The 18,123-nt window shown below is 59.3% G+C and carries 14 protein-coding genes; 10 read left to right on the forward strand and 4 right to left on the reverse strand.

All coding sequences use genetic code 11. From position 1 onward, the window contains the following. The first annotated feature begins 277 nt into the window (after positions 1–277). The 10 genes from gyrA (at position 278) to J2W17_RS02135 (ending at position 12,623) form a co-directional block, all read left to right on the forward strand. Positions 278–3,061, forward strand: coding sequence for a DNA gyrase subunit A (gyrA, locus tag J2W17_RS02090; protein ID WP_307328434.1), 2,784 nt, complete (start codon positions 278–280; stop codon positions 3,059–3,061). A 242-nt stretch (positions 3,062–3,303) separates the two neighbouring features. Further along, complete coding sequence (serC, locus tag J2W17_RS02095; RefSeq protein WP_064678981.1) at positions 3,304–4,389, forward strand: 3-phosphoserine/phosphohydroxythreonine transaminase; 1,086 nt, start codon at positions 3,304–3,306, stop codon at positions 4,387–4,389. Then, the gene (gene pheA / locus J2W17_RS02100; protein WP_007899727.1) at positions 4,389–5,483 is read left to right on the forward strand and encodes a prephenate dehydratase; all 1,095 of its coding nucleotides are present in this window, start codon (positions 4,389–4,391) and stop codon (positions 5,481–5,483) included. The genes serC and pheA overlap by 1 nt, the downstream gene beginning before the upstream one ends. Before the next feature lie 10 nt (positions 5,484–5,493). Next, a complete protein-coding gene (gene hisC / locus J2W17_RS02105) occupies positions 5,494–6,606 on the forward strand; it encodes a histidinol-phosphate transaminase (RefSeq protein ID WP_307328440.1) in 1,113 nt (370 codons plus the stop codon). After that, a complete protein-coding gene (locus tag J2W17_RS02110) occupies positions 6,599–8,842 on the forward strand; it encodes a bifunctional prephenate dehydrogenase/3-phosphoshikimate 1-carboxyvinyltransferase (protein WP_307328443.1) in 2,244 nt (747 codons plus the stop codon). Before hisC ends, J2W17_RS02110 begins: the two co-directional genes overlap by 8 nt. Beyond that, positions 8,839–9,528: a (d)CMP kinase gene (gene cmk / locus J2W17_RS02115; protein WP_307328446.1), complete on the forward strand. Its 690-nt coding sequence runs from the start codon at positions 8,839–8,841 to the stop codon at positions 9,526–9,528. The genes J2W17_RS02110 and cmk overlap by 4 nt, the downstream gene beginning before the upstream one ends. A 120-nt stretch (positions 9,529–9,648) precedes the next feature. Then, on the forward strand, positions 9,649–11,343 hold the full coding sequence (gene rpsA, locus J2W17_RS02120; protein ID WP_140681797.1) for a 30S ribosomal protein S1: 1,695 nt from the start codon (positions 9,649–9,651) through the stop codon (positions 11,341–11,343). A gap of 274 nt (positions 11,344–11,617) precedes the next feature. Next, complete coding sequence (locus J2W17_RS02125) at positions 11,618–11,896, forward strand: hypothetical protein (RefSeq protein ID WP_064678977.1); 279 nt, start codon at positions 11,618–11,620, stop codon at positions 11,894–11,896. Positions 11,897–12,047: 151 nt separating this feature from the next. After that, on the forward strand, positions 12,048–12,344 hold the full coding sequence (ihfB, locus tag J2W17_RS02130; RefSeq protein ID WP_007899751.1) for an integration host factor subunit beta: 297 nt from the start codon (positions 12,048–12,050) through the stop codon (positions 12,342–12,344). 27 nt (positions 12,345–12,371) lie between these two features. Beyond that, a complete protein-coding gene (locus J2W17_RS02135; protein WP_307328462.1) occupies positions 12,372–12,623 on the forward strand; it encodes a lipopolysaccharide assembly protein LapA domain-containing protein in 252 nt (83 codons plus the stop codon). Positions 12,624–12,691: 68 nt separating this feature from the next. Here J2W17_RS02135 and J2W17_RS02140 read toward each other — a convergent pair whose 3' ends face one another. Genes J2W17_RS02140 through asnB form a run of 4 tightly spaced genes read right to left on the reverse strand, consistent with a single transcriptional unit; the run spans position 12,692 to position 18,118 of the window. Then, entirely contained in the window at positions 12,692–13,816 is a 1,125-nt protein-coding gene (locus J2W17_RS02140; protein WP_307328465.1) for a glycosyltransferase family 4 protein, read from the reverse strand. Next, positions 13,809–14,849 (reverse strand): NAD-dependent epimerase/dehydratase family protein, encoded by a 1,041-nt coding sequence (locus tag J2W17_RS02145; RefSeq protein ID WP_307328468.1) that lies wholly within the window; start codon positions 14,847–14,849, stop codon positions 13,809–13,811. Before J2W17_RS02145 ends, J2W17_RS02140 begins: the two co-directional genes overlap by 8 nt. Positions 14,850–14,860: 11 nt before the next feature. Then, positions 14,861–16,138, reverse strand: coding sequence for a nucleotide sugar dehydrogenase (locus J2W17_RS02150; protein ID WP_305881752.1), 1,278 nt, complete (start codon positions 16,136–16,138; stop codon positions 14,861–14,863). Between the two features lie 36 nt (positions 16,139–16,174). Beyond that, the gene (gene asnB / locus J2W17_RS02155; protein WP_307328471.1) at positions 16,175–18,118 is read right to left on the reverse strand and encodes an asparagine synthase (glutamine-hydrolyzing); all 1,944 of its coding nucleotides are present in this window, start codon (positions 18,116–18,118) and stop codon (positions 16,175–16,177) included. Positions 18,119–18,123 lie beyond the last annotated feature (5 nt).

Consider the following 18,123-nt stretch of genomic DNA (forward strand, 5'->3'; position numbering starts at 1 on the left):
CGACAACCCTCTAAGCCTCTCTCGTCCCCTTCAAGCCTGTCATCGGTCAACTAACTATGCTCCATGCGCATCAGGGGGATAGGTGCGTGGCGGCTCTTGTGATAACATCCGGCGTTTTCCGAGGCAGTCCCACGGGGTTGTCTTCACTGCGCAGATCCATGGCATAACTCGTTGATTTGTCGTAAGTCGGTGCACGGCACTCAGCCTGCAGCGGCGAGCTTCGTTCGTCCCATATGGATGTGACGAAGTTTCACCAGAAAAAGGAATCAGGCTTCTCATGGGCGAACTGGCCAAAGAAATCCTCCCGGTCAATATCGAAGACGAGCTGAAGCAGTCCTACCTCGACTACGCGATGAGCGTAATTGTCGGGCGGGCACTGCCGGATGCGCGCGATGGCTTGAAGCCCGTGCACCGGCGCGTGCTGTTCGCGATGAGCGAGCTGGGCAACGACTTCAACAAGCCGTACAAGAAATCTGCCCGTGTTGTCGGTGACGTGATCGGTAAGTATCACCCGCACGGTGATACCGCGGTGTACGACACCATCGTTCGGATGGCGCAGCCATTCTCCCTGCGCTACCTGCTGGTAGACGGCCAGGGCAACTTCGGTTCGGTGGACGGCGACAACGCCGCGGCCATGCGATACACCGAAGTGCGCATGACCAAGCTGGCGCACGAGCTGCTGGCCGACCTGCATAAAGAAACCGTGGACTGGGTGCCGAACTACGACGGCACCGAAATGATCCCGGCGGTCATGCCGACCCGTATTCCCAACCTGCTGGTCAACGGCTCCAGCGGTATCGCCGTTGGCATGGCGACCAACATCCCGCCGCACAACCTCGGTGAAGTCATCGACGGTTGCCTGGCACTCATCGACAACCCTGAGTTGACCATCGATGAGCTGATGCAATACATCCCGGGTCCAGACTTCCCGACCGCCGCGATCATCAACGGTCGCGCCGGCATCATCGAAGCCTACCGCACCGGTCGCGGGCGCATTTACATGCGCGCCCGCTCGATGATCGAAGACATCGACAAGGTCGGTGGTCGCCAGCAGATCGTCATCACCGAACTGCCTTACCAGCTGAACAAGGCCCGTCTGATCGAGAAGATCGCCGAGCTGGTCAAAGAGAAGAAGCTCGAAGGCATCACCGAACTGCGCGACGAGTCCGACAAGGACGGCATGCGCGTCGTGATCGAACTGCGTCGCGGCGAAGTGCCTGAGGTGATCCTCAACAACCTCTACGCCCAGACCCAGCTGCAAGCGGTGTTCGGTATCAACATCGTCGCGCTGATCGACGGTCGTCCGCGGATCCTGAACCTCAAGGACCTGCTGGAAGCCTTCGTACGTCACCGTCGCGAAGTCGTTACCCGCCGTACCGTGTTCGAGCTGCGTAAAGCCCGCGAACGGGGCCACATCCTGGAAGGCCAGGCGGTTGCCCTGTCGAACATCGACCCGGTCATCGCCCTGATCAAGGCCTCGCCGACGCCGTCGGAAGCCAAGGAAGCGCTGATCAAGACCGCGTGGGAATCGTCCGCCGTGGTCGCGATGGTCGAGCGCGCCGGTGCCGATTCCTGCCGTCCAGAGACCCTGGACCCGCAATACGGCCTGCGCGAAGGCAAGTACTTCCTGTCGCCGGAACAGGCGCAAGCCATTCTGGAACTGCGTCTGCACCGCCTGACCGGCCTGGAACACGAGAAGCTGCTGGCCGAGTATCAAGAGATCCTCAACCAGATCGGCGAACTGATCCGCATCCTCAGCAGCGCCACTCGCCTGATGGAAGTGATCCGCGAAGAACTGGAAGTGATCCGCGCCGAATACGGCGATGTGCGTCGCACCGAGATTCTCGATGCCCGTCTCGACCTGACCCTGGGTGACATGATCCCGGAAGAAGAGCGCGTCGTGACCATTTCCCACAGTGGCTATGCCAAGACCCAGCCGTTGGCTGCGTACCAGGCCCAGCGTCGTGGCGGTAAAGGAAAATCGGCCACCGGCGTCAAGGATGAGGACTACATCGCCCACCTGCTGGTCGCCAACAGCCACACCACGCTGCTGCTGTTCTCCAGCAAAGGCAAGGTGTACTGGCTCAAGACCTACGAGATTCCGGAAGCGTCCCGCGCGGCCCGCGGTCGTCCACTGGTCAACCTCTTGCCATTGAGCGAGGGTGAATACATCACCACCATGCTGCCGGTCGATCTGGAAGCTATGAAGAGGCAGGCTGACGAAGAAGAAGCCGAAGGCGCCGAGGCTGATGTAGAAGAAATCGAAAACAGCAACGAAACCGACGAAGAGCGTCGTGCTCGTATCAAGGCTGCTGACCGCAAGAAGGCGCCGTTCATCTTCATGTCGACCGCTAACGGTACGGTCAAGAAGACGCCGCTGGTGGCCTTCAGTCGTCAGCGTAGCGTCGGTCTGATCGCGCTGGAGCTGGACGAGGGCGACATTCTGATTTCCGCAGCCGTGACTGACGGCGAGCAGGAAATCATGCTGTTCTCCGACGGCGGCAAAGTGACTCGCTTCAAGGAATCCGAAGTTCGCGCCATGGGCCGTACCGCCCGCGGTGTGCGTGGTATGCGTCTGCCGGAAGGGCAGAAGCTGATCTCCATGCTGATTCCGGAAGAAGGCAGCGAGATCCTCACGGCTTCGGCCCGTGGTTTCGGCAAGCGCACGGCGATCAGCGAGTTCCCTGAATACAAACGTGGCGGTCAGGGCGTTATCGCCATGGTCAGCAACGAGCGTAACGGCCGTCTGGTCGGCGCGGTGCAGGTGCAGGACGGTGAAGAGATCATGCTGATCTCCGACCAGGGCACCCTGGTTCGTACCCGTGTCGACGAAGTCTCCAGCCTGGGTCGTAACACCCAGGGCGTGACTCTGATCAAGCTGGCCAGCGATGAAACGCTGGTAGGCCTGGAACGGGTTCAGGAGCCGTCGGAAGTCGAAGGCGAAGAGCTGGAAGGCGAAGAGGGCGAAGAAGGTGCAGTGTTCGACGGTGAGGTCGTGATCGACGACGTTGCCGACGACCAGCAACTCGACGCCGCCGCTGACGAAGAACCGCAAGAGTAAGCGGGCACACAGGGGACGGATGAAAATTCGCCCCCTTGTTGTTTGTCCCTTTGGAAATGACACCCTGTAGGAGCGAGCTTGCTCGCGATGGACGTCAACGATAACGCGGGTCTTCTGATTAAACGCGGCGTCTTCAAGTCCATCGCGAGCAAGCTCGCTCCTACAGTTGATCGTTCCTGCCATCCGCGGGACGATCTCACCGTAATATTGCGTGTTACCACCAAATCAGAGCGAGATTGGATGTGAGCAAGAGAGCCTATAACTTCTGCGCCGGTCCTGCGGCGCTTCCCGAAGCTGTCCTGCAGCGCGCCCAGGGTGAACTCCTTGATTGGCACGGCAAGGGCCTGTCGGTCATGGAAATGAGCCATCGCAGTGATGAGTTCGTGTCCATCGCCACCAAGGCCGAGCAGGATCTGCGTGATCTGCTGAATATCCCCTCGAACTATAAAGTGCTGTTCCTGCAGGGCGGCGCCAGTCAGCAATTCGCGCAGATCCCTCTGAACCTGTTGCCGGAAAGCGGCACCGCCGACTATATCGACACCGGTATCTGGTCGCAGAAAGCCATCGAAGAAGCTTCGCGCTACGGTCACGTCAACGTTGCGGCCACCGCCAAGCCTTACGACTATTTCGCCATCCCCGGGCAGAACGAGTGGAACCTGTCCAAAGACGCGGCCTACGTTCACTACGCGCCGAACGAAACCATCGGCGGCCTGGAATTCCAGTGGATCCCGCAAACCGGTGACGTTCCGCTGGTGGCCGACATGTCTTCGGACATCCTCTCGCGTCCGATGGATATTTCGCGCTTCGGCATGATCTACGCCGGAGCCCAGAAGAACATCGGCCCGAGCGGCCTGGTCGTCACCATCATTCGCGAAGACCTGCTGGGTCGCGCCCGTTCGCTGTGCCCGACCATGCTCAACTACAAGGTCGCGGCCGATAACGGTTCGATGTACAACACGCCGCCAACCCTGGCCTGGTACCTGTCGGGCCTGGTATTCGAATGGCTGAAGGAGCAGGGTGGCGTTGAAGCCATCGGCAAGCTCAACGACGTGAAACAGCGCACGCTGTACGATTTCATCGACGCCAGCGGCCTGTACAGCAACCCGATCAACAAATCGGACCGCTCGTGGATGAACGTGCCGTTCCGCCTGGCGGACGACCGTCTGGACAAGCCATTCCTGGCCGGTGCCGACGAGCGTGGCCTGTTGAACCTCAAGGGTCACCGATCCGTGGGCGGCATGCGTGCCTCCATCTATAACGCCGTCGATATCGTTGCGGTCAACGCACTGGTTTCGTACATGGCAGAGTTCGAGAAGGAACACGGTTAATGTCTGAGCAAGAACTCAAGGCACTGCGCCTGCGCATCGATGCCCTGGACGAAAAAGTCCTGGAGCTGATCAGTGAGCGCGCACGCTGCGCCCAGGAAGTTGCGCGAGTAAAGATGGCCTCGCTGGCCGAAGGCGAAGTGCCAGTGTTCTATCGTCCCGAGCGTGAAGCTCAGGTGCTCAAGCGCGTGATGGAGCGTAACCAGGGGCCGCTGGGCAACGAAGAGATGGCGCGGCTGTTCCGCGAAATCATGTCCTCGTGCCTGGCCTTGGAGCAGCCGCTTAAAGTGGCTTACCTCGGCCCTGAGGGCACCTTCACCCAGGCGGCGGCCATGAAACACTTCGGCCATGCGGTGATCAGCAAGCCAATGGCAGCCATCGACGAAGTGTTCCGCGAAGTGGCGGCCGGCGCGGTGAACTTTGGCGTGGTTCCGGTGGAAAACTCCACCGAGGGCGCGGTCAACCACACCCTCGACAGCTTCCTCGAGCACGACATGGTGATCTGTGGCGAAGTCGAGTTGCGCATTCACCACCATCTGTTGGTCGGTGAAAACACCAAGACCGACAGCATCAGCCGCATCTATTCCCACGCCCAGTCCCTGGCCCAGTGCCGCAAGTGGCTGGACGCCCATTACCCGAATGTCGAGCGCGTGGCGGTGTCCAGCAATGCCGAAGCGGCCAAGCGGGTCAAGGGCGAGTGGAATTCGGCGGCGATTGCCGGCGACATGGCCGCAGGCTTGTACGGGCTGACCCGTCTGGCAGAGAAAATCGAGGATCGCCCAGACAACTCCACGCGATTCCTGATGATTGGCAGCCAGGAAGTGCCGCCAACCGGCGACGACAAGACCTCGATCATCGTGTCCATGAGCAACAAGCCTGGCGCACTGCACGAGTTGCTGGTGCCGTTCCACGACAACGGCATCGACCTGACGCGAATCGAGACGCGTCCGTCGCGCAGCGGTAAATGGACCTACGTGTTCTTCATCGATTTCGTCGGCCACCACCGCGATCCGCTGGTAAAAGGTGTGCTGGAAAAGATCAGTCAGGAAGCAGTGGCACTCAAAGTGCTGGGTTCCTACCCGAAAGCCGTTCTCTAAGGGGTAGCAAATGAGTGGCGACTTCCTCGCTCTGGCACAGCCGGGCGTGCAACAACTTTCGCCTTACGTTCCGGGCAAGCCTGTGGACGAACTGGCGCGCGAGCTGGACATCGATCCGGCCAGCATCGTCAAACTGGCGAGCAACGAAAATCCGTTGGGCGCAAGTCCCAAGGCTCTGGCAGCGATTCGCGAAGAGCTGGCCGAGCTGACCCGCTATCCGGACGGCAACGGTTTTGCGCTCAAGACCCTGCTGGCCGAGCAGTGCCGCGTCGAGCTGAACCAGGTGACCCTGGGCAACGGTTCCAACGACATCCTCGAGCTGGTCGCGCGTGCCTATCTTGCACCGGGCCTGAATGCGGTGTTCAGCGAGCACGCGTTTGCGGTCTACCCGATCGTGACCCAGGCCGTTGGTGCCCAGGCAAAAGTGATCCCGGCCAAGGACTGGGGGCATGACCTGTCGGCCATGCTGGCCGCGATCGACGCCGATACCCGCGTGGTGTTCATCGCCAATCCGAACAACCCTACCGGGACCTGGTTCGGTGCCGAAGCACTGGATGAGTTCCTGCAGGATGTGCCGGAACACGTGCTGGTTGTGCTGGACGAGGCCTACATCGAATACGCCGAAGGCAGCGATCTGCCGGATGGTCTCGACTATCTCGCGGCGTACCCGAACCTGCTTGTTTCCCGTACCTTCTCCAAGGCCTATGGCCTGGCGGCGTTGCGGGTGGGTTACGGCTTGTCCACCGCCGTGGTCGCCGATGTGCTGAATCGCGTGCGTCAGCCGTTCAACGTCAACAGCCTGGCCTTGGCCGCTGCTTGCGCTGCACTGCAAGACGCCGAATACCTGGCTGAAAGCCGTCGCCTGAACGAATCCGGCATGCAGCAGCTGGAAGCGGGTTTCCGCGAGCTGGGGCTGAGCTGGATTCCATCCAAGGGCAACTTCATTTGCGTCGACGTCGGTCGTGTTGCCATGCCCGTATTCCAGGGTTTGCTGCGCGAAGGTGTGATCGTGCGCCCGGTAGCCAACTACGGCCTGCCGAACCACCTGCGCATCACCATCGGCCTGCCGGCGGAAAACAGCCGCTTCCTCGAGGCGCTGACCAAGGTCCTGGCCCGTGGTTGATGTTACTGCGCTGCAATCCGCTGCACCTGTAATCGGGCGCCTGGTGGTGGTCGGCCTGGGTTTGATCGGCGGTTCGTTCGCCAAGGGCTTGCGTGCCAGCGGCCTGTGTCGCGAAGTGGTCGGGGTCGATCTCGATCCGCAGTCGCGCAAGCTGGCGGTCGAGCTGGGTGTGGTGGACCGCTGCGAAGAAGACCTGGCCGCTGCTTGCCAAGGCGCCGACGTGATTCAACTGGCCGTGCCAATCCTCGCCATGGAAAAAATGCTCGGCCGCCTGGCCGGCATGAACCTGGGGCAAGCGATTCTGACCGACGTCGGCAGCGCCAAGGGCAACGTGGTGCGTGCGGCAACAGCAGCGTTCGGCGGCATGCCGGCGCGTTTCGTGCCGGGGCACCCGATTGCCGGTTCCGAGCAGAGCGGGGTGGAAGCCTCCAACGCCGACCTGTTCCGCCGCCATAAAGTGATACTGACACCGCTGGATCAAACCGATCCGGCGGCCTTGGCCGTGGTCGACCGCCTGTGGCGCGAACTGGGCGCCGATGTCGAGCACATGCAGGTCGAGCGTCACGACGAAGTGTTGGCGGCGACCAGCCATTTGCCGCACTTGTTGGCGTTCGGCCTGGTCGATTCATTGGCCAAGCGCAATGAAAACCTTGAGATCTTCCGTTACGCTGCCGGCGGTTTCCGCGATTTCACAAGAATCGCGGGGAGCGACCCGGTCATGTGGCACGACATCTTCCTCGCCAACCGCGAAGCTGTCCTGCGCACACTCGATACATTTCGCAGCGACCTCGACGCCTTGCGCGACGCGGTCGATGCAGGGGATGGGCACCAACTGTTGGGCGTGTTCACGCGCGCCCGGGTTGCCCGCGAACATTTCAGTAAAATCCTGGCCCGCCGGGCTTATGTGGACGCTATGAACTCCAACGACCTGATTTTCCTGGCACAACCTGGTGGCCGCCTGACTGGGCGGATTCGTGTACCGGGCGATAAATCGATTTCCCACCGTTCGATCATGCTCGGCTCCCTGGCCGAAGGCGTCACCGAAGTCGAAGGCTTCCTCGAGGGCGAAGACGCCCTGGCGACCTTGCAAGCCTTCCGCGACATGGGCGTGGTGATCGAAGGTCCGCACCACGGTCGCGTGACCATTCACGGCGTCGGTCTGCATGGCCTGAAGCCTGCACCGGGCCCGATCTACCTGGGCAACTCCGGCACCTCGATGCGCCTGCTGTCCGGCTTGTTGGCTGCACAGGACTTCGACAGCACCCTGACCGGTGACGCCTCGCTGTCCAAGCGCCCGATGAATCGCGTGGCCAATCCGCTGCGTGAAATGGGCGCCGTGATCGAAACCGCCGCCGAAGGGCGTCCGCCGATGATCATTCGCGGCGGCAACGCGCTCAAGGGCCTGACCTACACCATGCCGATGGCCAGCGCCCAGGTGAAATCCTGCCTGCTGCTGGCCGGCCTGTACGCCGAAGGCAAGACCACCGTCACCGAGCCTGCACCGACCCGAGACCACACCGAGCGTATGCTGCGTGGCTTCGGCTACCCGGTCAGCGTCAACGGTGCCACCGCGTCGGTCGAGTCTGGCCACAAGCTGACCGCCACCCACATTGAAGTCCCGGGCGATATCTCCTCGTCCGCGTTTTTCCTGGTGGCGGCTTCGATCGCCGAAGGTTCGGAGCTGGTGCTCGAGCACGTCGGCATCAACCCGACCCGAACCGGCGTGATCGACATCCTGCGCTTGATGGGCGCTGACATCACCCTGGAAAACCAGCGTGAAGTCGGCGGCGAGCCGGTAGCGGACCTGCGCGTACGTGCAGCTAAACTCAAGGGTATCGAGATTCCCGAAGCGCTGGTTCCACTGGCCATCGACGAATTCCCGGTACTGTTCGTGGCCGCGGCCTGTGCCGAAGGGCGCACCGTCCTGCGTGGTGCCGAAGAGCTGCGAGTCAAGGAGTCGGACCGGATCCAGGTCATGGCCGATGGCCTGCTGGCGCTGGGCGTCAAGTGCGAACCGACCCCGGACGGCATTATCATCGACGGCGGCCAGATCGGCGGCGGCGAAGTGCACGGTCACGGCGATCACCGCATCGCCATGGCCTTCAGCGTGGCCTCGCTGCGCGCCACTGCGCCGATCCGCATCCATGACTGTGCCAACGTCGCGACGTCGTTCCCGAACTTCCTTGCGTTGTGCGCGCAGGTTGGTATCCGTGTAGCACAAGAGGCTCAGTCGTGAAAATCATCGCACCGGTCATCACCATTGATGGGCCAAGCGGCTCCGGCAAAGGCACGGTCGCCGGGATCCTGGCCAAGCGTCTGGGCTGGAACCTGCTGGACTCCGGTGCACTGTATCGATTGCTCGCGTTCGCGGCGTATAACCACGGCGTCGATTTGACCAATGAAGAGCTGCTGAAAAAACTCGCCGCTCATCTGGATGTGCAGTTCATCGCTGCGACCCACGGTCAACTGCAACGCATCATCCTGGAAGGCGACGAAGTCAGCGATGTCATCCGCACCGAAAGTATCGGTTCGGGTGCTTCCCAGGTCGCGGCGCTGCCCGCCGTGCGTGAGGCGCTGTTGCAGCGCCAGCGCGCATTCCAGGAGGCTCCGGGCCTGGTGGCCGACGGCCGCGACATGGGCACGGTGGTGTTTCCCGATGCGCCGTTGAAGATATTCCTCACTGCCAGTGCCGAGGAGCGTGCGCGCCGTCGATACTTGCAGTTGAAGGACAAAGTCGATGGTGTTAGTCTGTCGAGTCTGCTAGATGAGATCCGTGCACGCGATGAGCGTGACACCCAGCGCGCAGTGGCCCCGCTCAAGCCGGCGGCTGACGCGATACAGCTGGATTCCACGGAGTTGTCCATCGAACAGGTGCTTGAACGCATCATGAGCGAGATCGCACTCCGCGATATTGCCGGGTGACCAAGAAACGACCCAGGGGACCAGTCATAGTCCTGTGTCGTTTCTTTAAATGAACGTAACCCACGTCGTCTGGGATGTGGAGCTGGGCGTATCCTTCGCCCTTATTCAACAGGAATTAAAATGAGCGAAAGCTTTGCGGAACTCTTTGAAGAAAGCCTAAAAACCCTGAACCTTCAGGCAGGCTCCATCATCACCGGTGTTATCGTTGATATCGATTACCAGGCTCGCTGGGTAACCGTTCACGCTGGCCTGAAGTCTGAAGCACTCATCCCGCTTGAGCAGTTCTACAACGATGCTGGCGAACTGACTATCAACGTCGGTGACGAAGTTCACGTTGCGCTGGACTCGGTTGAAGACGGCTTTGGTGAAACCAAGCTGTCCCGTGAAAAAGCCAAGCGCGCTGAATGCTGGATTGTTCTGGAAGCAGCCTTCGCAGCCGAAGAAGTGGTCAAGGGCGTTATCAACGGTAAGGTTAAAGGCGGCTTCACAGTCGACGTTAACGGCATCCGTGCGTTCCTGCCAGGTTCTCTGGTTGACGTCCGTCCTGTGCGCGACACCACGCACCTGGAAGGCAAAGAGCTGGAATTCAAGGTCATCAAGCTGGACCAGAAGCGCAACAACGTTGTCGTTTCCCGTCGTAGCGTCCTGGAAGCCGAGAACTCCGCCGAGCGCGAAGCTCTGCTGGAATCCTTGCAGGAAGGCCAACAAGTCAAAGGTATCGTCAAGAACCTCACCGATTACGGCGCATTCGTCGATCTGGGTGGCGTCGATGGCCTGCTGCACATTACCGACATGGCTTGGAAGCGTATCAAGCATCCTTCCGAAATCGTCAACGTTGGCGACGAGATCGATGTCAAGGTTCTGAAGTACGATCGCGAACGCAATCGTGTTTCCCTGGGCCTCAAGCAACTGGGCGAAGATCCATGGGTTGCTATCAAAGCCCGTTACCCGGAAAGCACTCGCGTTACCGCTCGTGTAACCAACCTGACCGACTACGGCTGCTTCGCTGAGCTGGAAGAAGGCGTTGAAGGCCTGGTACACGTTTCCGAAATGGACTGGACCAACAAGAACATCCACCCTTCGAAAGTCGTACAAGTCGGCGACGAAGTGGAAGTCATGGTTCTGGACATCGACGAAGAGCGTCGTCGTATCTCCCTCGGCATCAAGCAGTGCAAGTCCAACCCATGGGAAGACTTCTCTGGCCAGTTCAACAAGGGCGATAAAATCTCCGGCACCATCAAGTCGATCACCGATTTCGGTATCTTCATTGGTCTGGACGGCGGCATCGACGGTCTGGTTCACCTGTCCGACATCTCCTGGAACGAAGTGGGCGAAGAAGCCGTTCGCCGCTTCAAGAAGGGCGACGAGCTGGACACCGTTATCCTGTCGGTTGACCCAGAGCGCGAGCGCATCTCCCTGGGTATCAAGCAACTGGAAAGCGATCCGTTCTCCGAGTACGTTCAAGAGAACGACAAAGGCGCCATCGTTAAAGGCATCGTGAAAGAAGTTGACGCCAAAGGCGCCATCATCACTCTGGCCGACGATATCGAAGCAACTCTGAAAGCCTCCGAAATCAGCCGTGACCGCGTTGAAGACGCGCGCAACGTTCTGAAAGAAGGCGAAGAAGTAGAAGCCAAGATCATCAGCGTTGACCGCAAGAGCCGTGTAATCCAGCTCTCCATCAAGTCGAAAGACGTTGAAGAAGAGAAAGAAGCCATCCAGAGCCTGCGCGACAAGCCAGCTTCGGATACCGCTGCTCCTGGTCCTACCACTCTGGGCGACCTGTTGCGTGCACAAATGGAAAAACAGAACTAAGTTCTGTCAGACCATAGAAAAAGGGCGACTTCGGTCGCCCTTTTTTGTACCTGCGATTTGGCGGGATGCCGCTCACGGGATCGGTCACGCCGAGCACTATATGCGTTGCCGCACAGGGTGATTTTTTGATCTTTTGTTGCTGCCTTGTTTCAGGTGATGAACCGCAGACCCCTCAAGCTGTCTATTTCTTTAACAGGATCAATCGTTTAATTGCAGCTAGTCTATAGCCTGAAGCAAACGACAGTCGGGCAGAACGTCCGGCATAAGGAAATGAATGAACAAGCTCATTGTCGCAGTGGCAGTACTGGCATTGGCAGGTTGTACCACTAACGCCAAGACTCACGCTAAGCGCGGGGTCAGTGGCATCGAGGTCGATTGCTCCGGGCTGGGCTCAGGCTGGGAAAAGTGCCGCAAACGAGCGGACAAGGAGTGCAAGGGCGCTGGCTACAAGGTCGTGACGAGGTCCGATGATGCCAAGGAAGAGGATGAATATCCTTTTGGCTTCAATCCAGCCGGTTACCTGACCCGCACCATGCTGGTGATCTGCAGATGAGCGAATAAGAGGCGATCAACGTCCGCTGGCTCCGCAACAGGGTAGCTCACAGCTGGTAAAGATATGTGAAAACTCGGGCTGTTCAAATCCATCCGGGCGTGCTAAAACCTTTGAAGCGCTGATCTAGCTGCTTGAAAAAGAAGGGAAAAATATGACGAAGTCGGAGTTGATCGAACGAATTGTCACCCATCAAGGGCTGCTCTCATCCAAGGATGTGGAGCTGGCCATCAAGACCATGCTCGAGCAAATGTCCCAATGCCTGGCCACCGGTGATCGTATCGAGATCCGTGGATTTGGCAGCTTCTCATTGCATTACCGCGCGCCCCGGGTAGGGCGTAATCCGAAGACCGGGCAGTCGGTCAGTCTCGACGGCAAATTCGTTCCACACTTCAAGCCAGGCAAAGAGCTGCGCGATCGTGTGAACGAGGAAGAGGAAGAGGGGCTTTGATGGTCACCACAATTCAAGGGTCCGCTAATGCGTAATTTCAAGCGCGTATTGCTCGCTGTAGTCGCCTTGGTGCTGGTTCTGGCGATCCTGGCGTTCGTTCTGGAAAACCAGCAATCGGTTTCGCTGGTGTTTGTAGGCTGGTCTACTCCGCAATGGGCCGTTTCGGTTTACATTTTGGGGGCCTTGTTGCTGGGGTTGGCCGTTGGACCTCTGCTGGGGTTGGTCATGTCTCGACGTAATAAGCACCGGCTTGGAAGGCGTACCTCTTCTCTCGGATGAGAGCAAGGCTGTATCGCATGGAACGCCCGGCGCAGTGTGTTGACAGCGCGCCGGACCGGGTCAGCCAATTAGCCGCGTAACTCCATGGCTTCAATCATGGCGGCGTTTACGCGGTGTACGTCATACTTCTGTTCAGCCAGTTCGCGACTTGTGCGGCCCATTTGCTCCCGTAGCTCGCTTGATCCCGCCAGGCGTGTCATTGCCGTTGCCAGGTCGGCCGAGTCACGCGGCCTGACCAGCAAGCCGTTGACCCCGTCCTGGACCGTCTCACGACAACCGGGGGCGTCGGTGGTAATAATGGCTCGCCCACAGGACATGGCTTCGAGTACCGAGCGCGGTGTCCCCTCACGGTATGACGGCAGCACGAATACGCTGCAGGCTGCGAGGTGTGGTTTCACATCGCTGACAGCTCCGTGATACTGGACGACGCCTTCTTTTACCCACCCTGAAACGATATCGGCATTGATACCCGAAGGGTTGGAGTCCAGAGGCCCGACCAAGTGGAAAGCCGCTTGCGGGAAGGTGGATTTCAGCGCGCGAGCGGCCTCTACATACTCAATGACCCCCTTGTCCCGCAGTACTCTGCCCACAAACAAAAAGCTGGGGTGGGACGGCAGGGGGGCGACCGGGAAGCTTTCGGTGTCGACCCCGGAACCATTGACGATCCAGCTCGGGAGGTTCGCGTTGAAAAGTCCCTGGTCCTTGAAGAGTTGTCGGTCGTCCGGGTTCTGGAAGAACAAACCATTGGCGAAGCGTAATCCAAACCGGTACAAGCCCGATGCAACACGATTTACCAGGCTGCGGCTGAAGCTTTTTTCAGCGTCGGTAAAGGCATACCCAAGCCCGGTAATCAGCGCATAACGCCGCCGGACACCCGCCAGGCGCGCAGCAGGCAATCCATAGACCACCGGTTTAATCGTATACGCAAGTACCACGTCGGGCTTTATGCTGCGCAGGCACCGGCTAAGTTGCAGCAGGTAGCGCAAGTCGGCGAATGGATTCAACCCGGCGCGTGACATTGGCACGACATGGTAATCGATACCTTTCGCGGCGAGTCGTTGACGAACGGAGTCATCATCTTCGGGTGCAATGGCGGCGACTTCGTGGCCATTCGCTCGCATTGCATCCAGAAGATCCCCGCGAAACCGAATCAAGGATTCGGCGAGCCCGGCAATGACGACAATCTTAGACATGCTTGCCTACATGGGTTGTGTAATAGGCCGCAGAATCCTGCAGTCCGGCTGCAATGCGATGTGTCGGAGCATAGCCGAGCAATGATTGCGCCTTGCTGATGTCCGCTTGGGAGTGGCGCACATCGGCGGCTCTGAAGTCGCGGTACACCGGGTTCACATCCTTGAGTTCCGGCTGGCTGGCAGAGGCGAGATCGCGGATATGAGAGAACAGTTCGTTCAAGGTAGTACGGTCACCCACCGCCACGTTGTATACCTGATTCACCGCCTCGGCTTCTTGGGTCGTTGCCGCCAGCAGATTGGCCTGGACAGCATTGGCAACGAAGCAAAAGTCTCGACTGGTTTCGCCGTCGCCGTTGATGTGAATGGCTTCGTCGCGGAGCAGGGCGCCAAACCACTTTGGAATGACGGCCGCGTACGCGCCATCAGGATCCTGCCTTGGGCCGAATACGTTGAAGTACCGCAGACCGATTGTTTGTAGACCATAGCAACGTGCAAACACATCCGCGTACAACTCGTTGACGTATTTAGTCACGGCATAGGGCGAAAGCGGCCGACCGATGCGATCCTCTACCTTGGGCAGGTCAGGATGGTCGCCATACGTGGAGCTCGAAGCGGCATAGACGAAGCGCTTGACGCCGGCATCGCGGCTGGCGACAAGCATGTTCAGGAAGCCATCGATATTGGTGCTGTTGGTACGGATCGGATCTTCCAGCGAGCGGGGGACGCTGCCCAGTGCCGCCTGGTGAAGAACGTAGTCGACGCCTTCTGCGAGGGCACGCTGGCAATCTTCCAGCTTGCGAATATCGCCTTGCACGAACTTGAACTGTGCCCAAGCGGTGCCTGGTACAGCCTGTTGCACCAAATCAAGGTTGCTTTGGTGACCGGTTTCAAAGTTATCCAGGCCGATGACGCGCTGATTCAGCTGCAGCAGTGTCTCGAGCAGGTTCGAGCCGATGAAGCCAGCCACGCCAGTGACAAGCCAGGTGCGCGGCGCAGCCGCCAGGTCTTTACGCAGTGTTTCGTAGGTGTTCATGCCATTCTCCATTAAAGGCGCCAGAAACGTGCTCCAGCACTTTCCAGGGCCGGGCCGTCGCAGACACCTTTGACATCGATGACGACGGGGCCGTTGTGCATAAGCTTGAGGTATTCGTCGTGTGTCCAGCGTGCATAAGTGTCATGGGCAACTGCAACCACGACTGCGGCAGCAGGCTGCAGTTCGTCAAGCTTGAGCAGCGAGACGCCATATTCGTGCAGGGCTTCTGCCGGCTCGGCCTCTGGGTCGAATACTTGTACCTTGACCCCGAAATCCTCGAGTTCACGAATGATATCGATGACGCGGGAGTTGCGCAGGTCGGGGCAATTCTCTTTGAAGGTCAGGCCGAGCACTGTGACGACGGCGCCAGCAATCGGGTGACCGGCATGGATCATCTGTTTGATCGTCTGCTGGGCAATAAAAGCACCCATGCTGTCGTTGATGCGACGACCGGCCAGGATGACCTGCGGGATGTAACCGAGCTTCTCGGCCTTGTGCGTCAGATAGTACGGGTCAACGCCGATGCAGTGACCGCCTACCAGGCCGGGCTTGAATTTCAGGAAGTTCCACTTGGTCCCTGCCGCCTCCAGAACGTCGAGCGTGTCGATGCCCATCCGGTCAAAGATCAGTGCCAGTTCATTCATCAGTGCGATGTTCAGGTCGCGCTGTGTGTTTTCGATCACCTTGGCGGCTTCGGCCACTTTGATGGATGCAGCTTTGTAGACACCCGCCGTGACCACGGAGGCGTACACGTCGGCGACAATTTCAAGTGTGGCGGCGTCTTGTCCGGACACTACCTTTTTGATTTTGGTGAACGTGTGCTCCTTGTCGCCCGGGTTGATGCGCTCCGGGCTGTAGCCCACGGTAAAGTCTGTGCCGCATTTCAAGCCTGAGATGCGTTCGAGGATCGGAACGCAGATGTCTTCAGTGACGCCGGGATAAACCGTCGACTCATAGACGACGATATCGCCTTTTTTGAGGGCTTTGCCCACGGTTTCGGAGGCCTTTACGACCGGTGTCAGGTCCGGCTGGTGGGCGTCGTCGATGGGCGTAGGGACCGCGACGATATGAAAATCGGCCTGAGCAAGGACATCTGTCTTGCTGGTGAATTCGATTTGCGTCTGTGCCAGCTCATCACCGGTGACTTCGTTTGTACGGTCTTGTCCCGCGCGAAGTTCCTGCAAGCGGCTTTCGTTGATGTCGAAGCCGATGACCGGCCCGTGCTTGCCGAACGCTACAGCCACGGGCAAGCCAACATAACCCAGCCCGACCACTGATATCTTTCTCAGATACATGGATTTTCCTCTAGTAATGGAAGCTTTTATTCAGATGGCTCGTTTTCGATCGAGCCATGCCTGGAACATCAGCACAGGCCAAAGCTGCTGCTGGTAGTTTCCCTGCCCTCGAAGGTGTCTTTCCCAAACGGCGCGGATAGGGCCGGGGGCGAAATAACCTTCGCTCGCCAATCGTTGTGGGTCCAGCAGGGATTCGGCCCAGGCGCGCAATGGGCCGCGAAGCCAATCGTGTAGCGGGATGCCGAAGCCCATTTTCGGGCGCTCGATCAGTTCGCGTGGAACATAGCGATAGAGTAGCTGGCGCAGTATCCACTTGGTGCTGCCATTGCGGATTTTCAGCGACATCGGCAACGTCGAGGCGAACTCGACGATTCGGTGGTCCAGGAATGGCACACGGGTTTCCAGGCTGACCGCCATGGCTGCGCGATCGACTTTGGCCAATATGTCGTCCGGCAAATAGGTCAGCGTGTCCTGGCGCATCATCCAGCTGGCGAAATCACCGCTTCCGACGGATGCCAGGCCAGGCAAGTTTGCCCCAATGACGACGTCGGACGCATTTTGCCACTGGGATACCACGTGGTCGTACATCTGGCTGGCAGAGTCGTGTCGCATGACGCCAGCCAGCTTATGCAGCTTTTCGCCAGGCAGGCGCACGCGCAGGCGCGCCGGAGTGACCGGGTTCAATCCGTTGGCGATGGAATCCCAGCGATTCGGCGAGGCGGACTCGATCATCCGGGCTGCCAGCTTGCGCGCAGGCCCGGGAACGCGGCTCAACTTGCTCCATACGTTGGGCAGGAACTGATAGCGGTTGTATCCACCAAACAGTTCATCACCGGCGTCTCCAGACAGACTCACTGTGACGTGGTTGCGTGCCATTTGAGAAACGAGATAGGTGGGTATCTGCGACGAGTCGGCAAAGGGCTCGCCGTAGATGTCAGGCAGTTTCGGTACGACGTTCAAGGCGTCCGTGCCGGACACATAGAGCTCGGTATGTTCGGTGCCCAGATGCAGGGCCACGGCTTTTGCGTGCTCCGCCTCGTTGTACCCGGGGTTGTCGAAACCGATGGTAAAAGTCTTGACCTTTTGCGCTGACAGCGACTGCATCAAGCTCACGATCAGCGTCGAATCGATGCCCCCGGACAGGAAGGCGCCGAGGGGCACATCAGCGACCATTTGATCGCGTATGGTCGTGCGCATCAGCTCGTGCAGCTGATCGATTGCTTCGGCGTCGGACAGCGACGCATTGCTTTCGGGCTGCGAAGTGGGCAGCTCCCAATAAGCCTGGGGCGCCCCCATCGTTCCGCTGTCCAGTGCGGCGCGGTCGAGTTCGATCCACGTGCCGGGTGGTAATTTGTGGATGCCTTCATAAATGGAGTGTGGCGATGGCACATACGCGTACTTCAGGAGTAACGCCAGGCTGTTGCGTGAAATCTCTGCGTCAAAACCCGGATGCACCTCGAGTGCCTGCAATTCCGAGGCGAAGAGCAGCGTGCCTTTCTTCAGGCCGTAGTAAAGCGGTTTTTCACCGATCCGGTCCCGGGCAAGTGTCAGGGTTTCTCGTGTGCGATCCCATACCGCCAGCGCAAACATGCCGACCAGTCTGCGCAAGGTCTCTTGAATGCCCCAGTGTTCGAATGCCGCCAGCATGACCTCGGTATCCGAGTGGCCACGCCAGGGCAATGGGCTCTGTTGTGCCGCATCGAGCGTCTGGCGCAGCGCCTGGAAGTTATAGATTTCACCATTGAAGACGATGACGTATCGGCCTGTTGGCGATGCCATGGGCTGATGACCGGCTGAACTCAGGTCGACGATCGCAAGTCGTCGGTGACCCAGAAACAGTCCGGCGCCATTATCCCAGGCGCCAGCGTCATCGGGACCACGGTGGACAATGGCGTCGGTCATGCGGGTGAGGGCTGTTGGCCCGTCATACTTGCCTTGGCTGTTAGGGTGCCAGAACCCTGCAATACCGCACATGGAAC

The sequence above is a fragment of the Pseudomonas lini genome (assembly GCF_030812475.1).
In the GTDB taxonomy this organism is placed as follows: Bacteria; Pseudomonadota; Gammaproteobacteria; order Pseudomonadales; family Pseudomonadaceae; genus Aquipseudomonas; species Aquipseudomonas lini_A.

Excerpts from the sequence above, each read along its gene's own strand:
- pheA (WP_007899727.1), top strand. The coding sequence starts at position 4,389 with ATGTCTGAGCAAGAACTCAAGGCACTGCGCCTGCGCATCGATGCCCTG.
- J2W17_RS02140 (WP_307328465.1), bottom strand. The coding sequence starts at position 13,816 with ATGTCTAAGATTGTCGTCATTGCCGGGCTCGCCGAATCCTTGATTCGG.
- rpsA (WP_140681797.1), top strand. The coding sequence starts at position 9,649 with ATGAGCGAAAGCTTTGCGGAACTCTTTGAAGAAAGCCTAAAAACCCTG.
- hisC (WP_307328440.1), top strand. The coding sequence starts at position 5,494 with ATGAGTGGCGACTTCCTCGCTCTGGCACAGCCGGGCGTGCAACAACTT.
- gyrA (WP_307328434.1), top strand. The coding sequence starts at position 278 with ATGGGCGAACTGGCCAAAGAAATCCTCCCGGTCAATATCGAAGACGAG.
- ihfB (WP_007899751.1), top strand. The coding sequence starts at position 12,048 with ATGACGAAGTCGGAGTTGATCGAACGAATTGTCACCCATCAAGGGCTG.
- asnB (WP_307328471.1), bottom strand. The coding sequence starts at position 18,118 with ATGTGCGGTATTGCAGGGTTCTGGCACCCTAACAGCCAAGGCAAGTAT.
- J2W17_RS02125 (WP_064678977.1), top strand. The coding sequence starts at position 11,618 with ATGAACAAGCTCATTGTCGCAGTGGCAGTACTGGCATTGGCAGGTTGT.
- J2W17_RS02145 (WP_307328468.1), bottom strand. The coding sequence starts at position 14,849 with ATGAACACCTACGAAACACTGCGTAAAGACCTGGCGGCTGCGCCGCGC.
- J2W17_RS02135 (WP_307328462.1), top strand. The coding sequence starts at position 12,372 with ATGCGTAATTTCAAGCGCGTATTGCTCGCTGTAGTCGCCTTGGTGCTG.